The organism is Pseudoalteromonas nigrifaciens, assembly GCF_002221505.1.
Classification (GTDB): domain Bacteria; phylum Pseudomonadota; class Gammaproteobacteria; order Enterobacterales; family Alteromonadaceae; genus Pseudoalteromonas; species Pseudoalteromonas nigrifaciens.
Genome location: NZ_CP011037.1, coordinates 406,725 through 420,600, shown reverse-complemented (window position 1 = coordinate 420,600; position 13,876 = coordinate 406,725). Strand labels below are relative to the sequence as shown.

The window sequence follows — 13,876 nt, the reverse complement described above, 5'->3', positions numbered from 1 at the left end:
AAAGAATGCGTAATTTAAAATATACACAGGCATATTTGCTTATAAGTGTTTTAGCAATGAGCGGCTGTGGTAGCGATAATGACAACGAGCCAACAGTGGCTGTTAATGTTGCTCCCACAGCAAGCGATGCCATGGTTACCACGCAAACTGAGGTGGCTATTAACGACATGCTTGACGCAGCAGATGCCGATGGCGACACACTTGCCTACAGCATAACAACACAGCCCACACTCGGCAGCGTAGTTGTAAATACCGATGGCACATACACCTACACGCCCAATAAAGAACAAACAGGGTCAGATAGCTTTATGTTTGGTGTGTCTGATGGGGTTAACAACCAAGTAACAGCAACGATAAGTATTACTATTGAAGCGTTGCAAGTCGACTTTGCTCAGTTTGCAACCGATGCATTTAATCAACCTGCTAACGCTGAGCCACTGTCTATTAACGGCCGGGTATTTACCAACACCGAAACAGATGTCGGTGGCCTCCACCCTGCAACAGGTAATTAATCAGTAAGTCATAATCAAAGCTGACAGGCCACGGATGGCTTTTTCAAAAGGACTATAAAATGCAATTACCTTACACTAAATTAATTTTGCTACTTATGGGTATGTTATTTTCAAGCAATGTATTTGCCAGCGCTTTTACCCCCGCCGATAATGCAATTATTGCCCCTAGCAACTCAAATATAGTAGCTCAACTGTCTGTTGCTGAAATAAACGAACTAGTTATAAATAGCCAATATGCTGGGCAAACTGAACGTTTGCAAGGTGTGTTAAAAACACATTTAGCAACTTTGTATAACCAAAACCCCACTCCACTAATTGGTTATTTATATGCACGAGTACTACAAAAAGAGCACCGATTTGATGCTGCAATTAAAATTGCCACTGAAGTATTAGTTGCTGAGCCAAATCACAGTAATAGTCATTTATTACTGGCTAATATTTACATGACCAAAGGTGAATTTACTGCTGCCAAAGGGCATTGTACGGCATTAATTGGGCAAGTAAGCCTTATTACCGTAAGTACTTGCGTGTTAGATGTACAAAGCCAGCAAGAGCAACTAATACAAAGTTATAATGCATTAAAAAAGATTACCCATAATAAAAATATTAGCTTAGCCACTGCCCATGTACTAAGTGAAATGAGCTATCGATTAAATAATTACCAAACTGCGCTGAGCTACATTAGCCATGTCGATTTACAGTCTGCGCCGGTGAGCCTTATTGTACTGTGGGCCGATACTCAATTAGCACTTAATAACACGCAGCAAGTGCTCAATACTTTAGCTGGTTTGCTAACAGATAACAGTAATTTAGAAGATGCTATTCTACTCAGGTTGGCTATTGCTGAAAAAAATACTAATGCGGTTAGTACAAAGTGGCAAACAATGATGAAAAGCCGTGTGGCGCTGCGCGAGCTGCGTCAAGATACCTTTCATGCCAGTGATCTGGCCCACTATTATATTGCAGTAGCGCCAAATAGTGATAAAGCTCTGTACTGGGCCAATATAAATTGGCAACAAGCTAAAATGAGCACCGATAAGCAATTATTAATACAAGCCAAAGCCATGCAGCGAGCAACACTATGAAAACATTTTGTGTATTTATTCTCACTTTAGCAACGAGTTTAGTGGCCACTAATAGCTTTGCTCATCAGTTAAGTACCGGCTATATAACTTTAAATAATACCGCTGCTAGCCAAAATCAGTATAGTGGTCAGTGGCAAGTAAATATAACCGATTTAGAGCAAGTCGTGGCGTTCGATATTAATAACGATAAACAAATAACCTGGGCTGAAATAAAAGCCAAACGCAGCTCTATTAATAGTTTTGTGTATGCTAATTTACAGCTAATTCAGCAACAACAGGCATGCACGCTCTCTACCCAAGGGGCGTATCAATTAGATAGTCACTTTAATCAACCCTATTTAGTAATACCGCTGCTGTTTAGCTGCGCTGATCAAACTGAAACTAGCTTACATTACAGCGCCTTTTTTAATACCGATGGTAACCACAAAGCCATTGTAAATATTAATAATTTATCGCGAGTGTTTAGCGCAGCTAACGCAAAACAAACATTTAATTTTAGCCAATCAAGCTACTTAAGCACCTTTAATCAATATGTATATCAAGGAATATTGCATATTTGGATTGGTATTGATCATATTTTATTTTTAATCGCCTTATTACTTACCTGCGTACTTACCCGCACCGAAAAACAATGGCAAGGTATTAGCTCAAAAAAACAAATTATTAAACACACCGCGTGGATAGTTACCGCCTTTACCCTAGCCCATTCAATTACGCTTACTGCAACCGCTATGAATTTAGTATCGCCTAATAGCCGCTGGGTAGAGCTAGGTATTGCCCTGTCAGTACTTTTTGCTGCACTTAATAATGTATGGCCACTGGTATTACGTTTAGGTTGGGTAACATTTGCCTTTGGTTTATTGCACGGCATGGGGTTTGCCAGTGTATTGGGTGAGTTGGGGTTGTCGAGCGATTATCAGCTATTGAGTATTGTAGCATTTAACTTAGGGGTAGAAATTGGTCAGCTCAGTATTTTACTCATAGCATTGCCGGTGTTAATCAGCATAAGAGGCTATCAGTGGTATAAGAAATGGTTAATGCCGGTGGGTTCATTTGCTATAGCACTGATTGCATTACAATGGTCAGTCGAGCGGTTTTAACCTGTAACCGCCCTAATACCAATTTTGAGCACTTTTTATAGTGCTTTTTACAGTACTTCGTCATGCACTTCAAAAGGCATGAGTAGCGTTTTCATCGCTGGGCGAAGTGCTATTAATACTGTTTCTTCGGTGAGTTCTGGGTAGAGCATTTTTCGAAGAAATAAGCCCGCCATCATCGAAAAAATAACATTAATACGGCTATCGAGTTCTTGCTCTGAGTGTGATTTTAACAAGCTTCTGTCGCTAATTAATAACTGTCTCATTCTATCGCGCGCTTGGGTATCAGCCTCGTGTAGTAACGTAGCCACTTTATTGTTTCTGGCCGCTTCTGCCATCATGTCTAAATCGATTACACACGCCCCGGTATCCATATGCCTTTGCACTCCTTTGTGCAAACTGCCTAAAAGTATTGTGAGGATATCGCCAGGCTGCTCTTCAAACTCTTGAAATATAGAAAACATTTCTTGCATATCTTGCTCAATAATACTCTCTATTATTGCTTCTTTACTTTCAAAGTAGTTATAGATATGGCCGGCACTCATACCCGCAGTTCTTGCAATTTCAGCCATGCCTGCCCCATGATAGCCTTTGCGACGAAAGCAGTCTGCTGCAGCATCTAGTACTTGTGTGCGCCGTGCTTCGACTAATGCAGGATCTGCATGTCTTTTACTTTTATGGGTCACTTACAACTCCACTATTTAACCTGTCTATTATAAAAACCAATTGCATCTAAATATTTAGTTACAGCAAATAAAGCGCTGTTAAATTAGAAGTATTATAAATTTAACATTCTAGTGATGGCCTATAGCAAAAGCTATAGACCATATAGACTACTTAATCTTGCACCGCTGGTGAGGTAACTTGCCAACCGCCGCCAACTGCTTTGTATAAGTTAATTTTACTGGCAAGTAATGCTTGCTTACCCGTAATTAACTGCTGTTGGGCACTGTACCAAGTTCTTTGCGAATCAAGAACTTGCAAGTAACTGTCGGCACCTTTGTCGTAACGCGCTTGCGAAATATCAAAGGTTGCTTGACGGCTTTGCACTAACTGCTCAAGTGCGCTTAGCTGGGCGTTATAACCTTCTCTATCTGCAAGTACGTCAGCAACTTCACGAAACGCTTGCTGAATTTTTTGCTGATAGGTGGTAAGCGCTATTTGTTGCGCCGCTTTAGCAACATCTAAATTAGCTTGGTTACGGCCCATATTAAAAATAGGCAAATTAATAGTAGGTACAAAGCTCCACGTACCCGAGCCACCATCAAATAAACCACTTAAGTCGCTTGATGCAGTACCCGCATTAGCGGTTAAACTAATACTTGGGTAAAACGCAGCACGCGCAATACCAATATTTGCATTAGCCGCTAACAACTGATGCTCAACCGCTTTAATATCAGGGCGTTGCGTGAGTAAATCAGACGGTAAACCAACTGGTACTTCTGGTAAGTCGAGTAAATGATTAAGTGACGCATTTGGCAGTAAATCACTGGCAACGCTATTACCTACTAGTAAATCAAGCGCATTTTTATCGCGTTTTAATAAACGCTTATACTTTGCTATATCAACTTTAGCTGTAGCAACCGTACTTTTAAGTTGCTCTAGGGTAATTGCTGATGCAGCACCTAAATCAAAACTTTGTTGAGTAAGTGATAACGACGACTGTTGCGACGTTAGGGTTTCCTCGGCCAGTGCTAATAACTGCTGGTCGGTTGCATAGTTAAGCCAGGCATTAGCAAGCTCAGCAATAAGCGACACTTGCATACTGTATTGGCTCAGCTGCGTAGAGTATAAGGTTTGCAGTGCTTGCGCTGACTGATTGCGCACCTTGCCCCATATATCAAGCTCATACGAGGTAATACCTACGGTAGCACTGTACTGCGAATTAATACGCGGCTCACCAGTACTCGATAAATCACCCGGCAAGCGCTGACGCGATCCAGAGCCATTTATATCAAGCGATGGAAATAATGCCGAGTCTTCTATTTGATATAAGCCACGCACGCGCTGCACATTTAATGCAGCAATTTGTAAGTCTTTATTATGCTCAAGGCTCTGTGCAATTAACGCTTGCAGTTTTTCATCATTAAAAAACTGCTGCCAATTTAGCTGCGTAGCTTGCGCTTGCTCTGCACCCGATGCATACGCATCAGGCACAGGTAAAGCTATTTCTTGTTGCTCTGGGGCAAGTTGGCACCCCGTTAATACAGCTAAAGTAAGTGCGTTTAAACCTAATGTTTTTAAGTTCATTATTCGCTCTCCTTCGTTGCTACTGCCGATTTACTTGAGAATGTTTTACGTACTAAAACAAAAAACAAAGGCACAAATAACACCACTAAGGTAGAGGCAGCTAATGTACCACCAATAATAGAGATACCCAGCGCATTTTGTGCACCCGACCCTGCGCTCGACGCAATAGCCAAAGGTACAACACCACAAATAAAGGCCAGCGAGGTCATTAATACTGGGCGTAAACGCAGTTTAACAGCAGCTATTGCAGCATCCACTAAGCTCAGGCCTTCTTCCATTTTATGAATAGCAAATTCAACTATTAATATCGCGTTTTTAGAAGCTAAACCTATGGTGGTTAACAAGCCTACTTGTAAGTAAATATCGTTTGATAAGTTACCAATTAATGCCGCCATAATGGCACCAAATATACCCAGTGGCACAATAATCATTACCGCAAATGGTACCGACCAGCTTTCGTATAACGCAGCTAAACATAAAAATACAAATAGCAGCGATAAACCATACAGTAAAGGCGCTTGCCCACCACTTGAGCGTTCTTGATAAGATATACCCGACCACTCAGAGGCAATACCGTTTGGTAATTGCTTAACTAAACGCTCCATTTCATCCATAGCCTGCCCTGTACTATAGCCAGGTGCTGCACTACCTTGTATTTCCATCGCAGAAAAACCATTGTAGCGCTCCAAGCGTGGTGAGCCATAAGACCAGTGCGAACTAGCAAATGCTGCAAACGGCACCATCTCGCCAGTATTATTACGCACGTACCACTTATTTAAGTCCTCTGGCACCATGCGCGAATCAGCTTCGCCTTGCATGTATACTTTTTTCACGCGGCCGCGGTCAATAAAGTCATTAACATAGCGGCTACCCCATGCGGTAGACAAAGTACTATTTATATCGGTTTGAGTAACACCCAATGCTTCTGCTTTTGCAAGGTCAATATCAAGTTGCAGCTCTGGCATGTCTTCTTGGCCATTTGGACGCACACCCGCTAAAACAGGGCTTTTGCTTGCCATACCCAACAACATATTACGTGCATTTAATAGCTCGTCATGGCCTAAGCCAACGCGGTCTTGTAAAAACATATTAAAGCCATTAGCTGTACCAAGTTCTACAATTGCCGGTGGTGGGAAAGCAAATACAAACGCTTCTTTTATGGTTGAAAAATACCCCATTCCTTTACCTGCTACTGCATTTACCGATAGGTCGTCACGTTGGCGCTCATCCCAATGCTTTAAGCTCACAAAACCAATTGCTGAGTTTTGTCCAGAACCTGCAAAACTAAAGCCTGTTACCGTAAAGATAGAACTTACCGCTTCGGCTTGATCATTCAAATAATGGTTTTCTACTTTTTCCACTACACCTAACGTTTGCTCAATGGTAGAGCCTGCAGGCAACATTACTTGGTTAAATAATATACCTTGGTCTTCGTCTGGTAAAAAAGCAGTTGGTAAGCTTGAAAACACATATACCATACCACCCACAAGCACACCATAAATAAGTAAGTAGCGCTTTGATTGGCTGATCATACGCCCAACAATACCTTGTGCACCGCGGTTTGTTTTATCAAAACCACGGTTAAAGCCAGAGAAAAAACGTCCAATAAATGATGTTTTATCGTGTACATGGCTTGGCTTAAGTAAGGTTGCACATAATGCAGGCGTTAAAATAAGTGCCACTAATACCGACAAGCCCATTGCCGACACAATAGTAATAGAGAACTGACGGTAAATAACACCGGTAGAGCCACTAAAAAACGCCATCGGAATAAATACTGCCGACAGCACCATAGCAATACCTACCAATGCGCCTTTAATTTCGTCCATTGATTTACGTGTTGCATCTAATGCCGAGAGTTTTTCTTCAGTCATTAAACGCTCTACGTTTTCTACTACAACAATCGCATCATCAACCAACAGGCCAATGGCAAGTACCATAGCAAACATAGTTAACGTATTGATTGAATAACCAAAGGTATACAAAATTGCAAACGTACCCAGTAATACAACAGGTACTGCAATAGTCGGAATTAACGTCGCACGAAAGTTTTGTAAAAACAAATACATTACAACAAACACAAGTATCACAGCTTCAATTAACGTGTGTACTACTTTTTCTATCGACAAAGATACAAATGGTGTGGTGTCGTAAGGAATAACACTTTCTAAGCCCTGAGGGAAAAACGGTTTAAGCTCTTCAAGGGCTTTTTTAACACCATTTGCCGTATCTAGCGCATTCGCACCACTGGCCAGTTTTATCCCTAAGCCCGATGCGGGTTTTCCATTAAAACGTGCGACTACACCATAGTTTTCACCGCCTAGCTCTACTCTCGCTACATCTTTTAGACGTACTACTGAGCCATCACTATTGGTTTTAACTAAAATGTTTTCAAACTGATCAGGTGTTTGCAAACGGCTTTGTGCCGTTATTGTCGCATTTAACTGCTGCCCTGCAATCGCAGGCATACCACCGAGTTGGCCGGCAGAAACCTGCGCATTTTGTGCAGTAATTGCCGCGCCAATATCGTTTGGCGTTAACTTAAAGTTTTGTAATTTTGCTGGATCTAACCAAATACGCATAGCGTACTGCGAGCCAAATAACTGCGCTTCACCTACACCATCAACACGAGAAACAATATCTTGCACGTTTGAGGCTACATAATCACCAATATCAATATTAGTCATGCTGCCATCTTTAGACACAAAACCTAATACTAATAAAAAGTTACGCGCCGCTTTGGCTACTACAACACCTTGGCGTTGTACTTCCTCTGGTAACAACGGCGTTGCGGTTGCTAATTTGTTTTGTACTTGAACCTGAGCAATATCAGGGTCGGTATCAGCATTAAACGTTAATGTAAGCGTTGCTGAGCCACTCGACTCTGACGTTGACGACATATATAACAAGCCGTCTAGCCCTTTCATTTTTTGCTCAATAACTTGAGTTACAGAGTCTTCTAAGGTTTGCGCTGATGCACCTGGGTAATTTGCAGTAATACTAATCGCAGGCGGTGCAATAGAAGGATACTGTGCAATAGGTAAACTTTTAACTGCTAAAATACCCGCTAACATAACAATAATAGCGAGTACCCAAGCAAATATCGGTTTATCGATAAAATATCGTGACATTTAAACTCTCCGTTATTGCGCTTGAGTGGCTAAAGGTGTTGCTTCAGTGACAATCACTGGCGCGCCAGGACGAATTTTTTGTAAGCCTTCAACAATTAACTTATCACCAGCAGATAAACCTTTAGTCACTAACCAGTTCGAACCTATTGTTCTATCAACTTCTAGTACTCGGCTCTCTACTGTATTATTTTCACTTACCACCATAGCTGTTGGCTGGCCTTTGGAATTACGCGTTACACCACGCTGCGGAACCAAAACAGCATTTTCTTGAACCCCTTCAACAATAGATGCACGGGCATACATACCCGGTAAAAGTAGTTTCTCAGGGTTAGAAAATTTAGCTCGCAATGTTACCGAACCCGTACTTGGATTAACCGTTACTTCTGAAAACTGTAAGGTGCCCTTATGCGGATAAACCGAACCGTCTTCCATATAAAGTTCAACCTCGGTTTGAATATCTGCATCAACACTTAACGAGCCCGACGACAACGCTTTTTTAAGCTTGGTTAACTCATTACTCGATTGTGTTAAATCAACATAAATTGGATCAAGCTGCGTGACTGTTGCCAATGCCATTGCTTGATTAGCACTTACCAAAGCACCAACAGTCACACTCGATTTACTAATTTGACCACCAATAGGCGATGCTACATGGCTGTAATCTAAATTAATTTGTGCAGCCTGTAATTGCGCTTTCGCAGTAAGTAACTCAGCCTTTGCCTGCTTAGCAGTTGCATCTGCTTCGTCAAAGTCTTGCTGACTTACAGCTTTAATTGCCAATAACTCTTTATAACGCGCAGCTTTTGATTTACTGCTGGCAATACTCGCCTCAGCACGGGCTACAGCTGCTTCACTTGCTGCAAGCTCAGCTTCAAAAATGGCTGGATTTATTTGATATAGCGCTTGGCCTTTTTCTACTTGCGTACCTTCTGTAAACAAACGAGATTGCACAATACCGCTAACTTGAGGACGAATTTCTGCTATTTGATATGCACTTACACGCCCTGGTAATTCTTGTTTAAGTGTAAGTGTTTGGCTTTTTATCGTAACTACACCTACTGGAGTGCCTTGAGAAGCAGTAGCTTTAGGTTGCTCAGTAGCCTGATCACAACCAGTTAAAACGACAGAACCAACGAGGGCCGAAAATACCAATAGCGCGATGCGGGAACGCTGCATATTAAATTACCTTTTAACTTGAATTTAAACTTTAGAATGAACGTTCATTCTAAATTATTTACATGCACTTTCCAATGCTAATTAAGAATTATTTTTAACTAGATTTAATACTGTAAACATATGTAAATTTGGTTGACTAAAGCGACTATTTGCTTACAGTCAAAACTCCCCGAGGGCATTGGGTAAAGCCCAAATAGGGCTGAATTCAGCGTGGTTATGCTTTGAATGGTGATTGGTATAGACATTTAGTTGAGCTGCATAGAACGATAAACGGTCAGTCAAGAATTGTGATGTATGAAGTCAAGATTTGACCCCTTCGATTCTCTTTCAAGCCATTCGATAACATAATGATAATAATAATTGGCAAGATATTTTACTGTGTCGGATGGCGCTTCGCTTATCCGACCTACATTCGGTGCTTCCTTAGGTAATCGATAATACAAAACGCTAATGTTAATTGAGGCTGCTTTTTTCGTTGGGCTTCGCTGCGCTCAAACCAACCTACCTCAATCAACGTCAAAAGGTAGTTTGGTTAAGCCGAAGGCGCCACCCAACAAAGTTTCAGATTCACGCCTTGAAGGCCCGTTCATGGCATTTTCTAGCAATTTGACAATATAAAATGCTGATAATAATTGGAAAGGTATTTTACTGTGTCGGATGGCGCTTTGCTTATCCGACCTACATTCGGTACTTTTTAGGTAATCGATAATACAAAACGCTAATGTTAATTGAGGCTGCCTTTTTTCGTTGGGCTTCTCTGCGCTCAAACCAACCTACGTAGTAACACCTTAAAATAATAAAATAAGGTGTTTTTACTTTGTGATTTTGACTGTTTACTTGCTACTTTTTACTTGCTAACTTAGTTTGTACTTAGCTTTGCGGTGGCTCGGGCGTGGGTACTATTTTTGATACCAGTAACTGCTCAACCCGAATGCCTTCAACATCGACCACTTCAAATTTAAAGCCGGCGTATTGAATATACTCTGCACGTTTTGGAATGCGTTTCATGGTATAAATTAAATATCCGGCCACGGTTTCGTAATGACTTTGATGAGGAAACTCATCAATATCAAGTACTTTAGCCAGCTCAACTATGGGGGTTAAGCCATCAACTAGCCAGGAGTTTTGGTCGCGCTCAACAATTAACTCATCATCGCTGTGAGTAATTAAGTCGCCCATAAAGCCTTTCATTAAATCTTTTACTGTTACTATGCCTACCACTAATGCGTATTCGTTAACTACTACAGCAAAAGGCTGTACGGCTGTTTTAAACGCATTTAATGCCTCTGATAAACTAAGGGTTTCGGGTAGATAAAAAATATCTTTTTCGAGCATTTCGCTATTAATATTCGCTGCATCGCCTTTAAGTACTTGGCGTAAAATATCTTTTGATTCTACAGAGCCGATTAATTTATCTAAATTATCGTTACACACTAAAAAGTGATTATGTGGATGCTCTATTATTTTGTTAGCAATATCATGGCTCGACTCATTAATATCAAAATAAACTATTTGGTCGCGCGGCGACATCACACTCGATATAAAGCGCGCTTCTAGGTCAAATACGTTACCGATTAAATCGTATTCTTGTTGCTGTAGGCTACCGTATTCTGCACCTGCATCCATCATGGCAACAATGTCTTCTGTGGTTACAATATCTTCGCGCTCGCTTGGTACTTTAAAAATACGCAAAATAATATTTGTTAAACCATTAAAAAATAATACCAAGGGCGTTAAGGCATAGGTAACCCAGCGCATTATTGTTACCACGCGCACAGCAACGGCCTCTGGCAAAATCATTGCCAAACGTTTAGGTAGTAAATCTGCAAATAAAATAAACAGTGAAGTAATGGTTAAAAACGACAGTAAAAAACTAATTTGTGCCAGTAATGGGCCTTGATAAAAAAACTGCAATACATTTTGCACATAAGGCGAAAGTGCTTGCTCACCCACAATGCCGCCTAATATAGCAATAGCATTAAGGGTTATTTGGATCATGGCAAAAAATGCCCCAGGTTGTTCTTGTAGCTTTAATACTGCAGCTGCTTGAACATTGCCCTCATCAGCCATCACTCTTAACTTTATTTTACGCGATGCTGCAATCGCAATTTCCGACATTGCAAACAACGCACTGATCAAGATTAATAAGCCAATCCCGACTAAATCACCCATTTATAGCTCCAATAAAATACGCTTTTATAGCAAAAGCAGCTGGATTATAGTCGCTTTTTTAAACGGGGCAATTTAAATTTAATATTTATTAAAAGGCTTTTATTATCAATACAATAAGCAGGCCTTTCGACCTGCTTTAAGATTACTTGTTCATCGCACTAATCAAAAACGCCGAAATTTTAGCGCCTTCTCGTAAGGTGGTTTCTGAACTTGACTGCCCTACTAGCGAGCTGTCGGTAAAAGGCGCAATTTCCATCATATCGGCACCGGTGATCGGAAATTCATCGGCTATGGCTGATAAAATATCCAGTGCGTGCTGTGGCGTTAAGCCGTTTGCCTCTGGTGTGCCTGTTGCAGAGGCAAATTTTTCATCAAGGGCGTCAATATCAAAGCTAACATACACTTCGTCAACGTTGTCGGCTTTAAGCTGGGCAATGGCATCTGCGGCAACGGCTGCTGCACCGCGCTCTATAATTTCATGCGCCCAGTGTTGTTTAACACCAAAAGTGCTTTCCCAATGCTCTTTCGGTTTACCGCTTGAACGAATACCAAATTGAATTAAATGATGCGGCGCAGGTAAAAACTCTAAAATATGCGTACACCAAGAGCCAAAACATAAATCAATGCCTAAGCGCTCAACCAATAAGTCGGTATGGGCATCAAAATGAATAATTGCGGTACGCTTGCCTTGTGTGCGCTTAGCTTTTAAATACGCTTTTGTTAATGGGTAACTAATTGAATGATCGCCGCCAATACCAAAAATGCCTTTATTTTCAAATGTTGCATAAAAGCTGTCGCACACATCTTCAGTGATCGACAGTGGGCTAACGTAATAGTCGTTATTTTCGTTGCCGTATAATGCTTTTTGGCAATTGGTTATAGTGGCTTTGTTTAAGTATTTATCATGTAATAAATGAGGAATAACGCGTACGTCGCCTAAATCGAATGAGCGGCACTGAGGTTGCTGATCAAGTAATGCTGAGCGTAAAAATAACGGCCCCCAGTTTGCGCCACGTAAAATACCGCCGCCACAATCTGAGCTAATACCTAGCATAACCGCTTTATGCGGCGAATTGGGTAACTCGTTAAGCGACTCACGCCATAATGGGCCAATGTTTTCGGTTTGCCCATAAAGCTTATTTCTTAATGCAGCTTTGCGCTCTTTTGCAGTGTTAACTGTATATACACCATCACCTGGTGCGCACAAACAATGCTCAATTTTGCTTTTAAATTCCTGAAATTCGGTGCTCATGGTAAACCCTTATAAATCTATATGTTTTGCGTGGTACTGATTAGTTATGCAAAATTGCTAATATTTAAATACTAACAATAACATTAGTACTGCTTGCTAAAAGCAAACTAACGTTAAATTAGCCTTGCTTCACTAATGTATATACCATCCAAAAAATAACAACTAACCATATGAATAAAAACAACTTAGTGTAAATGTGCCTGTTGTTTATGATAATTTACTGATTACTTTAGACGATCAATATAATGTCTGCCTATACAAGTCAACCGCCTCATTTTACGGGTAATTTTAATATATGCTTGAATATTCAATGTGGGTGAATAAATCAAAACAAATCAACACGGACATACGTCCTGTACTAAACAAACAATTATAGTAATGATGCTAAATTGATAGTAATTTTATAAAGGCTTAGTTATGGAAAAGGTATTTCACTTAGGGTTATGTATTGACGATCTTAAAGGTGCAAAACTGGCTATTGTTCCGGGCGATCCGGATCGTGCTGCACGTATTTCGCAATTTTTAGATAACCCAACTTGCCTGGCTAAAACGCGTGAATTTCATGTTTATTTAGGTGAGCTTAATGGCCATTCTGTGGTTATATGCTCTACCGGTATTGGCGGTCCATCGACGTCGATTGCCGTTGAAGAATTAGCCCAACTTGGCGTGCACAGCTTTTTGCGTATTGGTACTACTGGCGCAATTCAACCACACATTAACGAAGGCGATATTTTAATTAGCCAAGCCTCTGTGCGTTTAGATGGTGCAAGCCAGCATTTTGCGCCGCTTAGCTACCCTGCGGTATCTGACTTTTTTGCTACCCAAGCTATGGTTAAAGCCTGTGAAAACCTTAATATCGATTTTCATATTGGTATTACTGCATCAAGCGACACATTTTACCCAGGGCAAGAGCGTTACGATACACACTCTGGTTATGTGCCAAAGTCGTTACAAGGCAGCTGCGAAGAGTGGCAAAAATTGGGGGTGATGAACTACGAAATGGAATCGGCAACCTTATTTACTATGTGTGCGGCACTTGGTTTACAAGCAGCGTGCGTAGCCGGTGTATTAGTTAATCGTACTCGCCAAGAAATTCCTAATGTTGACCACGGCGAAATTGAAAGAAAATCAGTTGCGGTAGTATTAGAAGCCGCTAAAGTACTGCTCGCTAAGTAACAGTACTTTTTAGTGTGTCAGTTTG

Annotated in this window: 10 protein-coding genes; 4 read left to right on the top strand and 6 right to left on the bottom strand. The window is 40.9% G+C overall.

The genetic code is table 11. The features are described 5' to 3' along the window. The first annotated feature begins 5 nt into the window (after nt 1–5). The 3 genes from PNIG_RS18390 to PNIG_RS18380 are packed head-to-tail and all read left to right on the top strand — an operon-like array spanning nt 6 to nt 2,697. Nucleotides 6–512: an Ig-like domain-containing protein gene (locus tag PNIG_RS18390; protein WP_089369205.1), complete on the top strand. Its 507-nt coding sequence runs from the start codon at nt 6–8 to the stop codon at nt 510–512. A gap of 59 nt (nt 513–571) precedes the next feature. Beyond that, entirely contained in the window at nt 572–1,597 is a 1,026-nt protein-coding gene (locus tag PNIG_RS18385) for a tetratricopeptide repeat protein (RefSeq protein ID WP_089369204.1), read from the top strand. Further along, nucleotides 1,594–2,697 (top strand): HupE/UreJ family protein, encoded by a 1,104-nt coding sequence (locus PNIG_RS18380; RefSeq protein WP_011329956.1) that lies wholly within the window; start codon nt 1,594–1,596, stop codon nt 2,695–2,697. Before PNIG_RS18385 ends, PNIG_RS18380 begins: the two co-directional genes overlap by 4 nt. A 47-nt stretch (nt 2,698–2,744) precedes the next feature. On the opposite strand, the gene PNIG_RS18375 is transcribed toward PNIG_RS18380, so the two are convergent. The 6 genes from PNIG_RS18375 to PNIG_RS18345 form a co-directional block, all read right to left on the bottom strand. Continuing rightward, nucleotides 2,745–3,380: a TetR/AcrR family transcriptional regulator gene (locus PNIG_RS18375; RefSeq protein WP_011329955.1), complete on the bottom strand. Its 636-nt coding sequence runs from the start codon at nt 3,378–3,380 to the stop codon at nt 2,745–2,747. A 151-nt stretch (nt 3,381–3,531) separates the two neighbouring features. Beyond that, the gene (locus PNIG_RS18370; RefSeq protein ID WP_011329954.1) at nt 3,532–4,944 is read right to left on the bottom strand and encodes an efflux transporter outer membrane subunit; all 1,413 of its coding nucleotides are present in this window, start codon (nt 4,942–4,944) and stop codon (nt 3,532–3,534) included. Then, nucleotides 4,944–8,075 carry an efflux RND transporter permease subunit gene (locus PNIG_RS18365; protein WP_089369203.1) on the bottom strand — a complete coding sequence of 1,044 codons (3,132 nt, stop codon included), beginning with the start codon at nt 8,073–8,075 and terminating at the stop codon, nt 4,944–4,946. Before PNIG_RS18365 ends, PNIG_RS18370 begins: the two co-directional genes overlap by 1 nt. A 12-nt stretch (nt 8,076–8,087) precedes the next feature. Further along, on the bottom strand, nt 8,088–9,251 hold the full coding sequence (locus PNIG_RS18360; RefSeq protein ID WP_089369202.1) for an efflux RND transporter periplasmic adaptor subunit: 1,164 nt from the start codon (nt 9,249–9,251) through the stop codon (nt 8,088–8,090). Nucleotides 9,252–10,121: 870 nt separating this feature from the next. Then, nucleotides 10,122–11,423 (bottom strand): polyamine export protein PaeA, encoded by a 1,302-nt coding sequence (gene paeA, locus PNIG_RS18350; RefSeq protein ID WP_011329947.1) that lies wholly within the window; start codon nt 11,421–11,423, stop codon nt 10,122–10,124. Nucleotides 11,424–11,565: 142 nt separating this feature from the next. Next, nucleotides 11,566–12,675, bottom strand: coding sequence for an arginase family protein (locus PNIG_RS18345; RefSeq protein WP_089369200.1), 1,110 nt, complete (start codon nt 12,673–12,675; stop codon nt 11,566–11,568). Nucleotides 12,676–13,092: 417 nt separating this feature from the next. Between PNIG_RS18345 and udp the strand changes: the two genes are divergently transcribed. Then, a complete protein-coding gene (gene udp, locus PNIG_RS18340) occupies nt 13,093–13,851 on the top strand; it encodes a uridine phosphorylase (protein ID WP_011329945.1) in 759 nt (252 codons plus the stop codon). Nucleotides 13,852–13,876: the final 25 nt, after the last annotated feature.

Excerpts from the sequence above, each read along its gene's own strand:
- PNIG_RS18360 (WP_089369202.1), bottom strand. The coding sequence starts at position 9,251 with ATGCAGCGTTCCCGCATCGCGCTATTGGTATTTTCGGCCCTCGTTGGT.
- PNIG_RS18365 (WP_089369203.1), bottom strand. The coding sequence starts at position 8,075 with ATGTCACGATATTTTATCGATAAACCGATATTTGCTTGGGTACTCGCT.
- udp (WP_011329945.1), top strand. The coding sequence starts at position 13,093 with ATGGAAAAGGTATTTCACTTAGGGTTATGTATTGACGATCTTAAAGGT.
- PNIG_RS18380 (WP_011329956.1), top strand. The coding sequence starts at position 1,594 with ATGAAAACATTTTGTGTATTTATTCTCACTTTAGCAACGAGTTTAGTG.
- PNIG_RS18385 (WP_089369204.1), top strand. The coding sequence starts at position 572 with ATGCAATTACCTTACACTAAATTAATTTTGCTACTTATGGGTATGTTA.
- PNIG_RS18345 (WP_089369200.1), bottom strand. The coding sequence starts at position 12,675 with ATGAGCACCGAATTTCAGGAATTTAAAAGCAAAATTGAGCATTGTTTG.
- PNIG_RS18370 (WP_011329954.1), bottom strand. The coding sequence starts at position 4,944 with ATGAACTTAAAAACATTAGGTTTAAACGCACTTACTTTAGCTGTATTA.
- paeA (WP_011329947.1), bottom strand. The coding sequence starts at position 11,423 with ATGGGTGATTTAGTCGGGATTGGCTTATTAATCTTGATCAGTGCGTTG.
- PNIG_RS18390 (WP_089369205.1), top strand. The coding sequence starts at position 6 with ATGCGTAATTTAAAATATACACAGGCATATTTGCTTATAAGTGTTTTA.